The organism is Brachybacterium aquaticum (assembly GCF_014204755.1).
GTDB lineage: Bacteria > Actinomycetota > Actinomycetes > Actinomycetales > Dermabacteraceae > Brachybacterium > Brachybacterium aquaticum.
In genome coordinates this window covers 2819391-2836060 of the sequence record NZ_JACHLZ010000001.1, presented here as the reverse complement: position 1 = coordinate 2836060, position 16670 = coordinate 2819391, and the positions used below count along the sequence as shown (strand labels likewise).

The 16670-nt window shown below is 73.1% G+C and carries 18 protein-coding genes; 10 read left to right on the top strand and 8 right to left on the bottom strand.

Annotated features, from left to right (window positions below; genetic code table 11):
* Positions 1 to 43: 43 nt before the first annotated feature.
* Positions 44 to 1573 carry a pyridoxal phosphate-dependent decarboxylase family protein gene (locus tag HNR70_RS12725; RefSeq protein ID WP_184325982.1) on the bottom strand — a complete coding sequence of 510 codons (1530 nt, stop codon included), beginning with the start codon at positions 1571 to 1573 and terminating at the stop codon, positions 44 to 46.
* Positions 1574 to 1642: 69 nt separating this feature from the next.
* On the opposite strand from HNR70_RS12725, the gene HNR70_RS12720 reads away from it, so the two are divergent.
* From HNR70_RS12720 to HNR70_RS12705, 4 genes are all read left to right on the top strand, one after another.
* Positions 1643 to 2245 (top strand): ribbon-helix-helix domain-containing protein, encoded by a 603-nt coding sequence (locus HNR70_RS12720; RefSeq protein WP_184325981.1) that lies wholly within the window; start codon positions 1643 to 1645, stop codon positions 2243 to 2245.
* Between the two features lie 33 nt (positions 2246 to 2278).
* Entirely contained in the window at positions 2279 to 3199 is a 921-nt protein-coding gene (locus tag HNR70_RS12715; RefSeq protein ID WP_184325980.1) for a DUF4097 family beta strand repeat-containing protein, read from the top strand.
* A 119-nt stretch (positions 3200 to 3318) separates the two neighbouring features.
* On the top strand, positions 3319 to 3675 hold the full coding sequence (locus HNR70_RS12710; protein WP_184325979.1) for a GNAT family N-acetyltransferase: 357 nt from the start codon (positions 3319 to 3321) through the stop codon (positions 3673 to 3675).
* Between the two features lie 96 nt (positions 3676 to 3771).
* Positions 3772 to 4281 carry a mycothiol transferase gene (locus HNR70_RS12705; RefSeq protein ID WP_184325978.1) on the top strand — a complete coding sequence of 170 codons (510 nt, stop codon included), beginning with the start codon at positions 3772 to 3774 and terminating at the stop codon, positions 4279 to 4281.
* Between the two features lie 21 nt (positions 4282 to 4302).
* Here HNR70_RS12705 and HNR70_RS12700 read toward each other — a convergent pair whose 3' ends face one another.
* The 3 genes from HNR70_RS12700 to HNR70_RS12690 form a co-directional block, all read right to left on the bottom strand.
* Positions 4303 to 5724 (bottom strand): carbohydrate-binding domain-containing protein, encoded by a 1422-nt coding sequence (locus HNR70_RS12700; RefSeq protein ID WP_184325977.1) that lies wholly within the window; start codon positions 5722 to 5724, stop codon positions 4303 to 4305.
* A gap of 103 nt (positions 5725 to 5827) precedes the next feature.
* Positions 5828 to 6649 carry a polyphosphate polymerase domain-containing protein gene (locus tag HNR70_RS12695; protein WP_184325976.1) on the bottom strand — a complete coding sequence of 274 codons (822 nt, stop codon included), beginning with the start codon at positions 6647 to 6649 and terminating at the stop codon, positions 5828 to 5830.
* Entirely contained in the window at positions 6646 to 7302 is a 657-nt protein-coding gene (locus tag HNR70_RS12690) for a DUF4956 domain-containing protein (RefSeq protein ID WP_312857664.1), read from the bottom strand. Before HNR70_RS12690 ends, HNR70_RS12695 begins: the two co-directional genes overlap by 4 nt.
* A 179-nt stretch (positions 7303 to 7481) precedes the next feature.
* Between HNR70_RS12690 and HNR70_RS12685 the strand changes: the two genes are divergently transcribed.
* The gene (locus HNR70_RS12685; protein WP_184325975.1) at positions 7482 to 8486 is read left to right on the top strand and encodes a phosphodiester glycosidase family protein; all 1005 of its coding nucleotides are present in this window, start codon (positions 7482 to 7484) and stop codon (positions 8484 to 8486) included.
* Between the two features lie 5 nt (positions 8487 to 8491).
* On the top strand, positions 8492 to 9661 hold the full coding sequence (locus HNR70_RS12680) for a bifunctional glycosyltransferase family 2/GtrA family protein (RefSeq protein WP_184325974.1): 1170 nt from the start codon (positions 8492 to 8494) through the stop codon (positions 9659 to 9661).
* A 12-nt stretch (positions 9662 to 9673) separates the two neighbouring features.
* On the opposite strand, the gene HNR70_RS12675 is transcribed toward HNR70_RS12680, so the two are convergent.
* The 3 genes from HNR70_RS12675 to HNR70_RS12665 all read right to left on the bottom strand — a co-directional run bounded on the left by HNR70_RS12675 (position 9674) and on the right by HNR70_RS12665 (position 11256).
* Positions 9674 to 10030: a PadR family transcriptional regulator gene (locus HNR70_RS12675; RefSeq protein WP_184325973.1), complete on the bottom strand. Its 357-nt coding sequence runs from the start codon at positions 10028 to 10030 to the stop codon at positions 9674 to 9676.
* Entirely contained in the window at positions 10027 to 10521 is a 495-nt protein-coding gene (locus tag HNR70_RS12670) for a hypothetical protein (RefSeq protein WP_184325972.1), read from the bottom strand. The genes HNR70_RS12675 and HNR70_RS12670 overlap by 4 nt, the downstream gene beginning before the upstream one ends.
* A gap of 234 nt (positions 10522 to 10755) precedes the next feature.
* A complete protein-coding gene (locus tag HNR70_RS12665; protein ID WP_184326686.1) occupies positions 10756 to 11256 on the bottom strand; it encodes a DoxX family protein in 501 nt (166 codons plus the stop codon).
* Between the two features lie 50 nt (positions 11257 to 11306).
* Here HNR70_RS12665 and dnaB point away from each other — a divergent pair, with 50 nt between their 5' ends.
* From dnaB to HNR70_RS12645, 4 genes are all read left to right on the top strand, one after another.
* Positions 11307 to 12689, top strand: coding sequence for a replicative DNA helicase (dnaB, locus tag HNR70_RS12660; RefSeq protein WP_184325971.1), 1383 nt, complete (start codon positions 11307 to 11309; stop codon positions 12687 to 12689).
* Entirely contained in the window at positions 12682 to 13251 is a 570-nt protein-coding gene (locus HNR70_RS12655) for an arsenic metallochaperone ArsD family protein (RefSeq protein ID WP_184325970.1), read from the top strand. The genes dnaB and HNR70_RS12655 overlap by 8 nt, the downstream gene beginning before the upstream one ends.
* 293 nt (positions 13252 to 13544) lie before the next feature.
* Complete coding sequence (locus tag HNR70_RS12650) at positions 13545 to 13832, top strand: DUF485 domain-containing protein (RefSeq protein ID WP_312857663.1); 288 nt, start codon at positions 13545 to 13547, stop codon at positions 13830 to 13832.
* Positions 13832 to 15418, top strand: coding sequence for a monocarboxylic acid transporter (locus HNR70_RS12645; protein ID WP_184325968.1), 1587 nt, complete (start codon positions 13832 to 13834; stop codon positions 15416 to 15418). The genes HNR70_RS12650 and HNR70_RS12645 overlap by 1 nt, the downstream gene beginning before the upstream one ends.
* 282 nt (positions 15419 to 15700) lie before the next feature.
* Here HNR70_RS12645 and HNR70_RS12640 read toward each other — a convergent pair whose 3' ends face one another.
* Positions 15701 to 16618: a hypothetical protein gene (locus HNR70_RS12640; RefSeq protein ID WP_184325967.1), complete on the bottom strand. Its 918-nt coding sequence runs from the start codon at positions 16616 to 16618 to the stop codon at positions 15701 to 15703.
* Between the last annotated feature and the right edge of the window lie 52 nt (positions 16619 to 16670).

Here is a 16670-nt window from a genome sequence, read left to right as displayed (position 1 = left end):
GACCGCGCTCAGCCCGCAGGGTCCTGAGCCTGGACGCCGCCGCTCAGCTGCCGTCGGCCGCGTGCATCGTCCGCTCGAGCACGTCGATCACGGCCGCGGGATCTGTCTGCGGGTTCACGAAGGCGAGGCGCAACGCGATCTCCCCGGCGAAGGCCGTGGGCAGGCACAGCAGCGTCCCCTCCTTCGCCAGGCGCTGCGACCAGCGGCGATAGGCGACCGGTGTCCAGCCCGGGCGGCGGAACACGACCACGGACAGCTCCGGCTCCAGCAGCAGCTCCAGGTGCTCGGACGCCTCGATCGCGGTGGCGACCGTGCGGGCGGAGGCGAGGCACCGCTCCACCGCTGCGGAGTACGCGGCGGTGCCGTGCGTGGCCAGCGAGTACCACAGCGGCAGACCCCGGGTGCGGCGCGAGAGGTGCGCGGCGAGGTCCGAGGGGTTGGACTCCCCGCGGTCGATCGAGTCCAGATACGCGGCGTGCTGGGAATGGGCGGCCGCGGCCGGGCGCGGGTCCCGGTAGAGCAGCGCGCAGCAGTCGTACGGCGCGAACAGCCACTTGTGCGGGTCGACGATGAACGAGTCCGCCTCCTGGATGCCCGCGAAGCGCCCCTTCGCGCTCGGGGCCGCGAGCGCCGCCCCGCCGTAGGCGCCGTCCACGTGCACCCAGGCGCCGTGGCGGTGCGCCACCGGGATCACCGAGGCGAGGTCGTCGACGATGCCCGCGTTCGTGGTCCCGCCCGAGGCGACCACCGCGCAGATCCGCGGATCCGCGGCGAGCACGCCCTCGAGCGCCTCGCCGGTGAGGTGGCCGCGGTCGTCGATCGGCACGGTCACCACGTCCATGTCCAGCAGCCGCGCGGCCGAGGCGACCGAGGAGTGCGCGGTCGAGGCGCAGGCCAGCGCCCACCCGCCCTCGGGACGCCGTCCCCGCGCGCGGAGGGCGTGGTCGCGGGCGGTGGCCAGTGCCGAGAGGTTGCCCATGGTGCCGCCGGAGACGAACACCCCGGCCGACTCCGCCGGCCACTCCAGCAGATCCGCGATCCAGCGCAGCACCTGGTTCTCGGCGAAGATCGCCCCGGCCCCGTTCTCCCACACCCCGCCGAACACGTTCGCGGCCGAGACCACGGTGTCGAAGGCGACCGCGGCCCGGGTGGGGGCGGCGGGGATGTAGGCGAGGTTCATCGGGTCCTCCGCCGCGCGGGTCGCGGGCAGCAGCACGCTGTCGAACAGCTCCATCGCGCGTGCCGCGCCGATGCCGTCCTCGGTGATGGTCTCGCCCACCGCCGCCTGCAGCTCGGCGGCGCTGCGGGCGGTGGTCTTGGGGTCGGTGGCGACCGTCGTGTGCTCGGCCGCCCAGCGCAGCGCCAGGCTCACCGCCTCCCGCTCGTCGCCCCAGACCTCCGAGGGCGCGCGGTGGCGCTGCAGCGCGTCGGAGGCGCGGGAGAAGGCGGAGCGCTCGGACGACTCGGGGGTCGTGGGGGGGGTCGCAGGAGCAGCGGCGCCGTCGGGAGCGGGAGCGCTGTCAGGAGCGGGGGAGGGGAACGGGTGCGTGGAGTCCTCGGTCACGCCCAGCATGGTCGCATGCCGCGAAGCAACTCCGTCCCACCCCTTGACGTGACGTCATAGTGACGTCACCCTGGCGTCATGGATCTGAGAGCACTCACCCGTCCCGTGCAGGAGCAGCTCGTCGCCTCCGCCGCGATCGGCGACGAGACCACCCGCCGCACCGCCGAGCTGCTGTCCGTGGGCCTCGAGCCCGCCCTGCGCCTCGCCATCCAGGAGGCCGTGGGCCAGGTCGCCGCCGAGGTCTCGGCCGAGCTCGCCCCCGGCCGGGTCGACCTCGCCCTGCGCGGCACGGACCTCTCGGTGCACGTCATCGCCCCCGAGGCGTCGGCCGACGGGGGCGCCGCGGCGCCTTCCGCGCCCGCCACGCCCTTCGTGCCCGGCGCCCCGGTGACGCCCGTGGTGCCGGTCGCGGCCGAGGTGCCCACCCCGCCGCGGCCGCCCGAAGCACCAGAGGACGCGGAGGACACAGGAAGCGGCGCCGCCCGCGTCACCTTCCGTCCGCCCCAGGCACTGAAGTCCCGCCTCGAGCAGGCCGCCGAGCGCGAGCAGCTGAGCCTGAACACGTACCTCGTCCGGGCGCTGACCACGCACCTCGATGCCCAGGAGCAGCAGGCGCAGCCCGTCCCTCCCGCCTCCACCGCCCCGCGCAGCACCGGCCGCACCAGCGGCTGGTTCGTCTGAGCCGCCGCCCGCACCCGCTTCCAGGAGACCGCGATGACCTCGCCGCACACCCCGCCCACCGGCTCGCCCGACCCCGAGCCCACCCCCGATCCCATCCGCCACGAGTTCATCGCCGCCGGCTCCATCGACGCGAACATCCAGAACCTCCGCGGCACGATCACCGTGCGCGCCGAGCACGGCACCCGCGTGGGCGTCGAGCTGATCCCGCGCGGCGAGGCCGGTGCCCAGCTCGCCACCCGCATGCGGGTCCGCTTCGACGCCGAACGCCTCACCGTCGACGCCCCGGCCGACGAGGCCCACCGCGTCGGCGTGGGTCTCGGGGACCTGTTCAGCGTCCGCGGTCGCGGCGGGAGCCTGCCCTTCACCGACCGGCTCGCCGAGTCCTTCCGCTCCGCCGTGCGCGGCGTCGAGGGGCTCCTCGGCGGGCTCGAGATCCGCGTGGTGCTGCCCGCCGGATCGCGCGTGGTCGTCTCCGACGGCGTCGGCGACCTCGAGATCACGGGGTCCCTCGCCCGGCTCGAGGCCCGCACCGGCACCGGCGACCTGCACGTCCGCAACGCGGCGGAGGAGTCCACCCGCCTGACCACTGGCACCGGCGATGTCACCCTCGGCGAGGCGACCGGACAGGTCCATGCCACCACGGGCACCGGTGACCTGCGACTGGACCGCCTCGAGGGCACCGCGACCCTGTCGGCCGGCGTGGGCGGCGTGACCGTGCGCGAGGCCCGCAGCGGCAGCCTCACCGCCCGCAGCGGCCTCGGCGACGTGGAGCTTCGCGTCGCCGCCGGCACCGCGGTCCACCTCGATCTCGCGACCGGCCTCGGCGAGCAGGACGTGCGCCTCACCCCGGCCGACGGGGCCGGCGCCGCGGAGCGGACCCTCGAGGTCCACGCCCGCTCGGGCAAGGGCGACCTGCGCGTGCTGCGCGCCGGGGCGGCGGCCGCCGCGTCCTGACCTGTGCGGCGCGCGCGGGCGGGGCGGCCCCGTCGGCCCGCCCCGCCGGCCGCGCCCTCCTGACATGGCCCCGCGCCCTGCCGTACCGTGGGAGACCCCGGCCGGAAGGAGGCGCGACCATGACCTCAGGAATCGATGACGGCGTCGGCATCGAGGATGGCGTCGGGGAGCACGTCCACGGCCCCGACGAGACGATCTCCGTGCGCGACAACAAGGTCGCCGGCCGGTACGAGGCGCTGCGCGACGGTCAGACGGTCGGCATCATGATCTACGAGCGCACCCGTCGGCGCATCGAGCTGATCCATACGGTCACCGACCCCGAGCACCGCGGCGAGGGCGTCGCCTCCGTGCTCCTGCGCACCGTGCTCGCCGAAGCGCGGGCCGCCGACCTGCCGGTCCTCGTGATCTGTCCCTTCATCGAGAGCTGGCTCCAGCGCCATCCCGAGCAGGCCGACGGCGTCATCGCCGACGACTGACCGCCCCCGTCGCGGCGGCGAGTGGGCGCTGTCGTCAGGGTGGTGTCGAGCGAGCGGGACTCCCGAAGTCGGTGACGCGCGAGTACGGTCATGGCCATGGACGCTCTCGAACTGCTCCGCGACCTCGCCTCCCGACCTCGCCACACCCTCTCCGCCCTGCGCAGACGATTGGTCCCCGAGACCCTCAACGCCCACCCCGCCGGGCACGACAACTCCGTGGCCTGGCTGCTGTGGCACACCGGCCGGGAGATCGACGCCCAGCTCGCGCCGCTCACCGGCGGGGAGGAGGTGTGGCGCACCCGCGACGAGGCCGGCCGTCTCGGCCTCGGCGAGCCGGGCTCGGCCGTCGGCTACGGCCACTCCTCCGAGGAGGCCCGCGCCATCGTGGTGGAGGACGGCGACGCGCTGGCCGACTACGTCGACGCGACGCTCGACGCCTTCGATGCCTACCTCGACACCCTCGACGCCGCCGCGCTCGGCGACGTGGTCGACGACTCCTGGGACCCGCCCGTCACCCGCGGTGCCCGCCTGATCAGCATCCTCGACGACGCGATCCAGCATCTCGCCCAGGCCGCGTACGTCCTCGGCCTGCCCGAGCCCAGCTGATCCCGAGCCCGGCCGTCCCGGTCACCGTCCCGGGGCCTGGCCGCCGGGGCTGCCCTGGCCGGAGCCGCCCATGCCTCCGCCGAGCTCGTCCGCGGAGGAGATCTCGGTGCCGTTGGCCGTGAGCACGGTGCCGTCCAGGGTGATCTCGCCGTTGGCGTCCACCGGGGAGTCGCCGCCGTTCGCGGCGCTGGTGATCGTCACCTCCCCGCCGGTCAGGGAGACGGTGCCGTTGGAGTCCAGCCCGTCGACGTCGGCGACGACGGTGACGGTGCCGCCGCTGATCGAGAGCCACGAGCCGTCGTCGGTCTCGCCGCCACCGCCCATGCCGCCGTCCGCGGTGGCGGTGTCGGTCGCGCTCTCCTCCGCGGCCGCCTCCTCGGCGGTGGTGGCGGCGGTGGCGTTGATGCCGTCGTCGGAGGCGGTGATCGAGACGGTGCCGCCCTCGATCATGACGTCCTGCGCCTCGATGCCCTCGACGGACTCCTCGATGGTCACGGTGCCGCCGGTGATCTGGACGGCCTGCTCGGCGTCGATCCCGTCGTCCCCGGCATGGATCGTGAACTCCCCGCCGGTCACGAGCACCCAGCCGCGGTCCTCGTCCTCGTAGTTGTCGGACTTCAGGGCGTCTCCGCCGCTGGTCAGGTCGAAGGTGCCGTCGCTGATGGAGAGGTAGTCCTTCCCGCGCAGCGCGTCGTCCACGGCGGTGACGGTGATGTCCCCGCCGGTGATCGCGAGCCCGTCGCGGGTGGAGATGCCGTCATTCGTGCTGCCGGTGACCGTGAGGGCGCCGGTGCCGGCGATCGTGAGGTCGGACGCGGAGGCGATCGCCGCGACCGGTGTCGAGTCGTCGGCGACCTCGTAGTCGGTGCCATCGGCGACCGAGTTTGAGGTCCCGTCCTCGAGGACCAGGGTGACCTCGTCGGCGCTGGTCACGGCGATGCCGGGGCCGGTGGTGCTGGTGATCGAGGCGTCGTCGAGGATCACGGTGACGGTCTCGTCGTCGGGAGCGGAGATCACCAGCTGTCCGTCGGTGAGCTCGCCGGAGACCCGGTACACGCCGCCGGCGGTGATCGTGACGACGCCGTCCTCGACGGTGACCGCGGAAGAGGTGGAGCTCGATCCGGTGTCGTCCAGCGTGATGGTCTGCTCATCGGCGGCGTCCCAGCTCAGTTCGTCCTCGTCGAGATGGGTGTCGAGAGTGGTGAGGTCGAGGCTGGAGAGCAGGTCGTTGGTGACCGAGGCGGTCTCGGCGACCTGCGCCGAGGAGCCGGAGCTGGTCGAGGAGCCCGAGTCGGTGACACCGGTGACGGCGGTGGCGGCCCCGCATGCGGCCAGGGCCAGGGCGGCCGTGCCGGCGACGGCCGCGGCCGACCAGCGGCGCATGCGGGAGCGGGCGGACCGGCGGCCGCCGGTGGGGGAGTCGGGAGCGGTGGTGGGGGTCATGGCATGCCTTCCTCGAAGGGGTGATGTGGTGATGGGGTGACGGTTCCACCCTCCCGGGGACCGCTGTGCGCGGCCCATGTCCGGGGGAGGGCGGAGCTGTGGATCAGGCGACCGGGAGGTCGCGCAGGGTGCGGTGCCAGCGGTTCGCGGACAGGGAGTCGTCCAGGAGTGCGAGGCCGGTGGCGTACTTCGAGAGCCGCTGCGGGCGGTGGCCCGCCCGCCACAGCGCCCGGTCCACGCGGCCCGGGCGCGTGCCGGCCTTGGTCTCGACCACCACCTCGCCGTCCAGGTGCAGCATCTGTCCGTCGGCGGCGATCCAGGACAGCGAGTCGTCGAGGGTGAGGCGGGCGTCCTCGGCGGCGATCAGCACAGTGGTGCGCGCGTAGGTGGTGGCGAGCACCGGCACCAGCGGCTGCGCGGGGGCGGCGCATCCGGCGTCCAGCAGGGTGGTGCGCACGTGCTCGAGCCCCGCCCCGGACAGGGGGCGCCCGGCGGCCGGGCCCGCCCCGCTCCCGTCGGCCGGGAGCGGCAGCCGCAGCTTGGCGGATTCGCCGCGACCGGTGCGGGTCTTGACCTCGAGGAACGACGTGCCCGTGTCGAGGTAGTCCCGGCGGCGCACCTTCCAGCGCCGGCGGCGACCGGTCGCGGCGGCCCGGTAGGCGGTGAGGTCGGGCGTGTCGTAGTAGAGGGAGCGGTAGGAGAAGCGGCGTCGACCGTCGATCTCGAGCACCCGCAGGTCCCCGCCGGCTGCTGCGAGCAGGGTGCCGACCTCCTCGCGGGGGAGCACGTACTTGCGGTCCACGCGGGTCATCAGGCCTGCCCGCTCCGTGATCTCCTCCAGGCCGATCCCGGGGAGCGCTCCGAGCCCGCTGATCTCCTGGCCGCCCGCCCTGGGAAGGGCGGCGGACGCGCGGTGCGCGCTCATCGGACCGTCACCGGGACGGCGCCCGAGGCGGCACGCGGGACGACCGCCTCCTGCGGGACGGCGCCCGACGTGGCCGACCCCGCGGAGAGGGGGTCGTGCCGGCGCTCGCGCAGCCGGAAGCGCACGTCCACCACCGTGGTGTCGGAGACGGTGTCCAGGCGCTGGACGGAGAGGGCCGAGACGTCGGCTGCGAGCATCTCCTCGAGGTGCGCGCGCAGGGCGGTCTCGTCGGTCAGGGCCCGGTCGACCACCACCAGCTGGCGACGGTGGGCGCCGAGCAGCCGCGGATGATCCACGATCGCCATGGTCCCCACGATCAGCACGATGAAGCCGATCGAGAGCGGCGTCGCGCTCGTGGAGAGCCCGGAGACCAGTCCCAGCGCGAGCACCGCGAAGTAGTAGGCGATCTCGTGCTGAGCCAGCTCGTCCGAGCGCAGGCGGATGATGGACAGCACGCCGAACAGACCCAGCCCGAGGCCCGCGGTGACGGCGGAGCCGGCCAGCAGCGCCGCCACGGCCAGCACCCCCACGTGGATCCCGAGGAACGCGACCACCAGGTCGCGACGCCGATGGCGGGGCCAGTAGATGCCGAACACCAGGATCGCGGCGGCGACCAGGTCGAGGGCGTAGAGGGAGAGTGTGGACAAGGACATGCCGGGCTCCTCGGGATCGGGGGTGATGCTCGAAGCCTCCGGTCGGCCCCTAGGAATTCCCTATGTCCGCCCTGTCGCGGATCTATGTGAGGTGAACGGCAGGTGGACGGGAGCGAACACAGAGCCTGCACAGCTCGCCCCGCGTCCCTGGCACAGGGGCACCGCCGAGGCTTCCGGCCATGGACACGACCTCCGACACCCCGCCCCGCCCGACGACCGCCCCACCACACGGTCCCGCCCCGTCCCGCCATGGTCGGCGCCTCTCCCGGCGCGCCCTGCTCGGCGGCGGCGTCGCCGTCCTCGCCGGGACCGGAGGCTCCGCCGCCTGGGCCTACGACCGCTTCCTCAGGGAGAAGGTCCAGGTCTCCAGCATCTCCGCCGCGGAGCAGGCCGCCGGCACCTCCGAGTCGGTCGCCGCAGTCGCCACGGACGGCAGCGTCACCTCCACCGGGTACACCTCCTCGACCACCACCATCACGATGACGAGCACCTCCACCGGCACCGGCAGCGACACCATCACCTGGTACGCGGCGGAGGTCGAGGTCACCGACGCCACCGTGCTGCGCTCCGCCTTCGCCGACGACGAGTTCGGGCAGAACATCACCGAGGAGCCCAGCGCGATCGCCGCCGCCCACGATGCGGTGCTCGCGATCAACGGCGACTATTACGGCTTCCGCGACACCGGCATCGAGATCCGCAACGGCGTGATCTACCGCGACGAGCCCGCCCGCGACGGCCTCGCGTTCTACGACGACGGTCGGATCGAGGTGTACGACGAGACCGCCACCGGCGCCGAGCAGCTGCTCGCCGAGGGCGTGTGGCAGACACTCAGCTTCGGCCCGGCCGTGCTGCTCGACGGCGCGGTGCCGGACGGCATCGAGGACGTCGAGGTCGACACCAACATCGGCAACCATTCGATCCAGGGGAGCCAGCCCCGCACCGCCATCGGCGTGATCGGCGACAACCACCTCGTCCTCCTGGTGGTCGACGGCCGTGACGAGGGCTACTCACGCGGTGCGACCCTGCCCGAGCTCGGCGAGATCCTCTCGGGCCTCGGCTGCACCACGGGCTACAACCTCGACGGCGGCGGCTCCTCGGTGATGATCTTCGACGGGGAGGTCGTCACCCAGCCGTCCAACGGCGGCGAGCGCGCCACCAGCGACATCCTCTACGTGGCCGGGTGATCGCGATGAGCCTGCTGCCTGCCCGCCGCCCCGTCCAGTCCGCTGTCGCCGAGTCCGCTCCCGCCGCTCCCGCCGCCCCTGTCGTCCCTGGCGCCTCCGCCATCCCCGTGCCCGGGGGTGCGACCGCCTCCCGCGCCGGCGGCGCCGTGGTGCTGATACCCGCTCTGGACCCGGGCCCTGAGCTGGTGGACCTGGTCCGGGAGCTCCGCACGGCCGGCGTCGGGACCGTGATCGTCGACGACGGCTCGCCCGAGCGGTCCGCCGTCACCTTCGACCGCTGCGAGCTGCTCGGCGCCGTGGTGCTCCACCTCCCGGTGAACCAGGGCAAGGGGGCCGCGCTGCGCCGGGGATTCTCACTGGTCGCCTCCCGGTTCCCCGGGGCGGGCGTGGTCACGGCCGATGCCGACGGCCAGCACCGCCTCGCCGATGTGCTGCAGGTGCGCGAGGTCCTGGACGCCCGCACCGCCGCCGGAGCGGATCCGGCGATCGTGCTCGGCGTCCGCACCGCGGACCGTGGAGCGGTCCCGCTGCGCTCCCGGCTCGGCAACGCCGTGAGCGCCGCCGCCTTCCGGGCGGTGTCGGGGGTGCGCCTCGAGGACACCCAGACGGGGCTGCGCGGGGTGCCGTCGAGCCTGCTGGCGTGGTCCACCACGCTGCCGGGGGACCGCTACGAGTACGAGTACGTCCAGCTGGTCGCCGCGGCCCGCGCCGGGATCGCCCTGCACCAGGTGCCGATCTCGACCGTGTACATCGAGGACAACGCGAGCAGCCACTTCCGGCCGCTGCGGGACTCGGGGCGCGTGCTGGGCCCCGTGCTGGCCTTCGCGGCCACAGGCCTGGGCTCCTTCGCCGTGGACACCGCACTGTTCCTGGGTCTGGCGGCGCTCGGCGCGCCGGCCTGGCTCGCCCTCGTCCTCGCCCGCGTCCTGAGCGCAGCCGGGAACTTCACCGCCAATCGGCACCTCGTGTTCCGGGAGGGCCGGCGCGTCCCGCTGGGGCGCTCGCTGCTGCGCTACGCGGCGCTCGCCGCCGGGGTGCTCGCCGGCGGCGTGCTGGTCGTCGACGCACTGCTCGCCCTCGGAGAGTCGCTGCTGGTCGCGAAGCTGACCGCCGACCTGCTGCTGTTCGTGCTCAGCTACCTGGTGCAGCGCCTGGTCGTGTTCCGGGACCGGTGAGGCGGGAGATCCTCAGATCAGCTCCGCCTCGATGCGGCGCAGGTACTCGGCCCCCACCGGGGTGAGCGCGAAGTCCTGGCGCTTCGCCCCGGTGCGGGCCACGTCGACCTTCCGGGCGCTCAGCACGCCGGAGTCGGCGAGACGTCGCAGGGTGCGGTAGAGGCCGCTCTCGGTGAGGGTCCACCCGGTCGCCTCGAGCACCAGCGGGGCGATACCCGCGGCGGCGATCGGCCCGTGCTCGCGGATGATCCGCAGCAGCGCGAGGGTGGTCGCCGACTTCTTGTAGACCTCGACCCAGGAGCTCGCGAGCTCTTGCGCCCACTCGGCGTCCTCCGAGGACAGGACGGGGGGCGTCGGATCGGCGCTCATGCCCGGGGCGCCTCGAAGCCGCGGTCCAGCACGGCGCCGACGGCATGCATGAGCAGGCCGAGACCCCAGAGCGCCGGCATCACCAGTGCGGGACCGAGCCACGGGTCCAGGGTCCCGTCGCTCGGCGGGGCAGCGCCGAGGACGGCCAGCACGGTCAGGTGCAGCTGGTAGCCCGCGGTCACCGTCAGGAAGCACAGCACGTGCGCGACGAGCCGCCCGTAGCGCAGCCGGCCGAGCGCGCGCCCGCGCGTGGCCAGGTAGGCCGCGACGCCGAGGGCGATCACCACCAGGGGCAGGGTGGTGAGGACGGTGATCCGGTTGCCCGCGAGGGCGATGACCAGATGCAGCACGAGGTTCGCCGCGATCAGGCCGAGCGCGAGGGGCAGCAGGCTCCGGTGGGCCCGGGCGACGAGGTCGTCGGTCGCGGCGGCCGCGCGTGCCGGTGAGGGCGGGCCGACGGGGGTGGGCGAGGTGGCGGACTCTGCGGTCATGACGGGGCTCCTTGTCCTCGGCAGTGCACCAGTGGATCGGTGTCTGACGGCACTGTACTAATGGTGCACTGCCTGATGTCAAGTGATGCGAGGTGGAGGCGGCCGCCCCGGACAGCAGTGCGCTCTCACGGTGGATGCGCGGGCATGCATCGACCGTGGGAGCGCACGGCTGCGTCGATCGACTCGGGGCGCTCCGGTGGGCGGCTCGCGCCCGCCGACGGCGCCCGGCGCGGCTCAGGCGGAGACGGGCTCGCGCTCGGCCGCGGGGCGCTCCGCGGCCGCGGCGCTGCGAGCGCCCCGCCGACCGCGCAGCACGGAGTCGACCGAGAAGCGACCGGCGCCGAAGGCGGCGACGAGCAGGGCGCCGGCGCCGAGCGCGCCGACGAGCTCCCAGCCGCCGTTCTCGATGTAGATGCCGGCGGGCACGTGGATCAGCAGCGCTGCGACGAGCATCTCGAGCGCGAGGACGACGCCGGCGATGCCCGTGAATGCGTCGAGGACGAGCGCGATGCCGCCGACCAGTTCGATCACGGAGATGGCGGGGGCGGTGAGCTCGGGCGCGGGCACGCCCATGCCCCGGAAGGCCTCGGTCGCCCCGGCGAGGCCGAAGACGGCGAGCTTCTGGTAGCCGTGGGCGATGAAGGCGACGCCGAGGACGACGCGGGCGGCCGGGGCGCCCGCTCGCCCCCGAGGTGCCCGCGCGACCGGCCCTCCCCACCGGCCTGCCGTCCCCAGCGGAGAAGGATCACGTCCCGAGCGCGCGCCGGGCTTCCTACACTGGGTCGGTGACTTCCACCGAGGCCTTCGAAGCCGGACCCGACCGCGGCCTGGAGCGCACCCCGCCCCAGGACCTCAACGCCGAGCGCGGCGTGCTGGGCGGCATGATGCTTTCCAAGGACGCGATCGCGGACGTCGTCGAGACCGTGCGCGGCAACGACTTCTATCGCCCCGCCCACGAGATGATCTACGAGGCGATCATCGACCTGTACGGTCGCGGCGAGCCGGCGGACCTCGTCACCGTCTCCGACGAGCTCTCCAAGCGCGGCGAGCTGCAGCGCGTGGGCGGGGGCGCCTATCTCGCCGACCTCATCGACATGGTCCCCACCGCCGCGAACGCCGGCTTCTACGCCGAGATCGTCGTCGAGCGCGCCCAGCTGCGTCGCCTCGTCGAGGCGGGCACCCGCATCGTCCAGCTCGGCTTCGCGGCCGACGGCGGCGAGGTGGACGAGGTCATCAACGAGGCCCAGGCCCAGATCTACGCGGTCACCGAGCGGGGCCAGAGCGAGGACTTCCTGCCGCTGGGCGAGGTGATCGACGAGACCCTCAACGCCATCGAGGCGACCCAGAACCGCGGCGGCCAGGTCACGGGCGTGCCCACCGGTTTCGCGGAGCTCGACGAGCTCACCCAGGGCCTCCACGGCGGGCAGATGATCATCTTCGCGGGACGCCCCGCCATGGGCAAGACGACCCTCGGCATGGACGTGCTGCGCTCCGCCTCGATCCACAACGGCCTGACCTCGGTCATCTTCTCCCTGGAGATGGACAAGACCGAGATCACGATGCGTCTGCTCTCGGCCGAGTCGCAGGTGCCGATGAACCGCATGCGCGACGGCTCGATGGACGACCGTGACTGGCAGTCGATGGCGCGGGCGATGAGCCGCATCGCCGATGCGCCGCTGTTCATGGACGACTCGGCGAACATGTCGCTGATGGAGATCCGGGCGAAGTGCCGCCGGCTCAAGCAGAAGCACGACCTCAAGCTCGTGGTCATCGACTACCTGCAGCTGATGAGCTCGGGCAAGAAGGTCGAGTCCCGCCAGCAGGAGGTCTCGGAGTTCTCCCGAGCCCTGAAGCTGCTGGCCAAGGAGATCGACGTGCCGGTCATCGCGATCTCGCAGCTGAACCGAGGCAGCGAGCAGCGCACCGACAAGACCCCGATGATGAGCGACCTGCGCGAGTCCGGCTCGATCGAGCAGGACGCCGACGTCATCCTCCTGATCCACCGCGAGGACTACTACGAGAAGGAGTCCGCGCGCGCCGGCGAGGCCGACCTGATCGTGGCCAAGCACCGCAACGGTGCGACCAAGACGATCCCCGTCGCCTTCGAGGGGCACTACTCGCGGTTCAAAGACATGGCCGGCACCGGAGGGGGCGGATTCAGTGGCTGACGCGGCGTCCGATCCCGCGGCGGGCGCAGCGCCCGACGCCTCCCGGCTCGCGGCGCTGGACATCTTCCTGCCCTCCCCGCCGCCCGACCCCGAGCGGCACGAGCAGTTCCTCGACGAGGCCGCGGCGCTCGCCCTCGAGGGCCACCCGATCACCGTCTACCTGCAGGACGAGGACGCCTGGGCCTTCGCGCAGTGCGAGCCGGTCGCGGACCTGCTCGAGTCCGCCGGGGACTGGGCGCTGCCGGTGACCCTGGTCGGCGCCGACATCGTCGTCACCGCCGCCTACCCGACCATCGCCCAGATGCGCCGCTTCGCCGAGGCCGGCACCGCCCCGCGCGCGCCGAAGAGCGCGGCGGCCGCGGCCTGCGGGCCGGGCGGTGCGCCCGGCACCCCCGGCGCGCCGATGCCGCGGGAGGCGGGAGGCTTCGCCGCCCAGCTGCTCGGCGTCCAGGCGGCCAAGCCCCGCCCCGTCGGCGGCCCCGAGATCGGCGGGCGCCGCAACCTCATGGGCGGCGACCACGGCGACGGCCTGCCCGACGCGGGGGAGTCCGCCGCGCGCTGACGGCGTCGGCCGGCCCACCCGCGCGCGACGCGCGCCGTCGGCCGCCCGCGCTCGTCGCGCGCCCGTCGGCCGGCGGATCACGATTCGATCTCCCGGCCCGGATGGTCCCTCCCGTGACCGCAGTCACACCTGATAGCGTCCGATGGTCGGCCTACCGGCCGGACACCCCCGACGCAGCGCCGCGCCGCGGCACCACGACGGGGCCCCTCGCTCGAGCAGGACGAAGGAGTTGTGCCCGTGACATCCCCCATCCCCCGGACCCCGCGCCCCCCACCCCCGAGCAGTTCGTCGCCGTGCAGAAGTCCGAGGACTTCACGCGGCTGCGCAGCAGCTTCCGCAGCTTCGCGATCCCCATGACCATCTCGTTCCTGGTCTGGTACTTCGCCTACGTGCTGCTGTCCACCTACGCCGAGGGTTTCATGTCGATCCCGGTGCTGGGCAACCTCAACATCGGCCTGCTGATGGGCCTGTCACAGTTCCTCATGACCTTCCTGATCACCTGGCTGTACATCCGCCACGCGAACAAGTCGCTGGACCCGATCGCGGAGAAGCTCCGCCACGAGCTGGAGGGTGATCTCTGATGGAGTTCGGCAACCCGATCCTGAACATCGCGATCTTCCTCGCGTTCGTGGTGGTCACCCTCGTGGTGGTCATCCGCGTCTCCCGCCAGAACGTGACCGCCGGCGACTTCTACCACGGCGGCCGCGCCTTCTCCGGCCGGCAGAACGGCATCGCGATCGCGGGCGACTACCTCTCGGCCGCCTCGTTCCTCGGCATCGTCGGAGCGGTCGCGCTGTACGGCTACGACGGTCTGCTCTACTCCGTCGGCTTCCTCGTCGCGTGGCTGGTGGCGCTGCTGCTGGTCGCCGAGCCGCTGCGCAACACCGCGAAGTACACGATGGCGGACGTGCTCAGCTTCCGCATGCGCCAGCGCCCCGTGCGCACGGCCGCGGCGACCTCCACCCTCGCCGTCACCTTCTTCTACCTGCTCGCCCAGATGGCCGGCGCCGGCGCCCTGGTCTCGCTGCTCATCGGCATCGAGGGCCGCGTGGGCCAGTCGCTCGTGATCGCGATCGTGGGCGTGGTGATGATCGCCTACGTGCTCATCGGCGGCATGAAGGGCACCACCTGGGTGCAGATCATCAAGGCGGTGCTGCTGGTCAGCGCCGTCGGCATCACCACCGTGTGGATCCTCGCGATGAACGGCTTCAACCTCTCCGAGGTCCTCGGCCGTGCGGTCGAGACGCATCCGGACGGCGCCACCATCCTCGAGCCGATGCACCAGTACGGCTCCACCGCCGCCTCCAAGCTCGGCTTCGTCTCCCTCGCCATCGCGCTCGTGTTCGGCGCGGCCGGCCTGCCCCACGTGCTGATGCGCTTCTACACCGTGCCCACCGCCAAGGAGGCGCGGCGCTCGGTGGTGTGGGCGATCGGCCTGATCGGCTTCTTCTACCTGTGCACCATGGTGCTCGGCTTCGCCGCGGCGTACATGGTGGGCGTGGACGTGATCGGCACCCTGCCCGGCGGCTCGAACTCCGCCGCCCCCGCCCTCGCCTACGCGCTCGGCGGCACCGTGCTGATGGGCATCATCTCCGCCGTCGCCTTCGCGACAATTCTCGCGGTGGTGGCGGGCCTGACGATCACGGCGTCGGCCTCCTTCGCGCACGACATCTACAACGGCGTGCTGAAGAACGGCCAGGCCGAGCCCGCCAAGGAGGTCGCCGTCGCCCGACGGACCGCGGTCGTGATCGGCGGCGTCTCGATCATCGGCGGCATCCTCGCCGCGGAGCAGAACGTGGCCTTCCTGGTCTCGCTCGCCTTCGCCGTTGCCGCCAGCGCCAACCTGCCCTCGATCCTGTACTCCCTGTACTGGAAGCGGTTCAACACCCGCGGCTCGCTGTGGAGCATCTACGGGGGCCTGGGCAGCGCGCTGTTCCTGATCATCTTCTCGCCCGTCGTCTCCGGCTCGCCGACGGCGATGTTCTCCGGCGTGGACTTCTCCTGGTTCCCGCTGACCAACCCCGCGATCATCTCGGTGCCGCTGGGCTTCTTCCTCGGCTGGCTCGGCTCGGTCACCTCCTCGGAGCACGACGAGCTCAAGCAGGCCGAGATGGAGGTCCGCTCCATGACCGGCGCCGGCGCGGAGAAGGCCACCCAGCCGCACTGAATCGGGCGAGGCCGACGGGCCGGGGATCGGCGCAGTCGCCCCGACCTGCCGGAACCCATGCTCCGGGGCCCGACCTCGGCGCCTCGACCTGGTACCGCCATCTCATGTGACGCCCTGTTCCACCTGTGGAACAGGGCGTCACATGACACGGGGGCGACGTCCGCGAGACGAGGGCGTGGCGCGGGCTCGTCGCGTCGGTGCCGCTCGGCTCATCAGCAGAGAAGGGCGAATGACGCTCGCCGTCGCCCTGCGTCGTTGCGCGGAGCCCCTGCGTCTCGGGTCTCAGGCGAGCGGCAGCCCGGACTCCGGGCGGGTCGCTCGGTCGTGGAGGTCGATGATCCGCTGCTCCTCGGCCGACGGGGCAGGGCCGGTCACCTCGAGCAGGCGGCACACCGCGACCTGCGCGGAGGCATCGCGGTAGCGCCGCACCCAGTCCTGATGCTCGGGGGCTGTGGCGGTGCGGGTGCCGAGCGCCTCGAAGCGGTCCACGTCGATCCGCCACGGCTTCGGGGTGAGGCGGGCGCGGTAGGTGTCGTGGACCCGGCACAGGCGCATGTACAGCCGGTCGGTGCGCACCTCCTGCATCAGGTCCTGGGCGCGCTCGCTCGCGGGTACCGCCCCGGAGCCGGTGACCAGGAGGCGGAAGCCGTTGCGCGTGCGATAGGTGCGCACGCCGAGCTCGGGGTGGCGGGCGATGAAGCCCGCGATCACGCCGCGGAGCTCGGCGTGGGCCTCGGCGCGCTCGCCCAGGCCCGGCAGGCCGAGCTCCTCGGGATCCACCTGGGGCTCGCGGGGTGCACGGCCGAGCAGCCTGTTCAACAGGCGGCGTGCGGCGGGGCGGAAGGGGACGAACGGCAGCGCGGGCAGGTCGATGTCGCTGATCAGCAGTGCATCCGTGTTCAGCACGGCGGCGCCGTACCGGGTGCGCGTGACCGCGGCGATCAGGGCACCGTCGGCGGAGTGCAGCTCCTCCAGCAGCTCCTCGCGCTGGCGGCGGCCGGGGTAGTACTCGTTCCTCGCGCCGGTCCACGAGTAGGGGCCGCCCGCGGCGATCAGCCGCTCCAGGCGCTGCTGCGCGTCCCGCAGCGCCTCGGACTCGGACTCGTGTGAGGAGCCGTTGATGTGCAGGTCGTACTCGCGGCCGTCGGGACCGGTGAAGTGCCGGCTCGCGATGGCCCAGTGGCGGGGGATCGGCTGCATGGTGACACCGTAGTGGGATGCGGGCGGCAGCGGGCGTCCGGTCGGGTGCCCG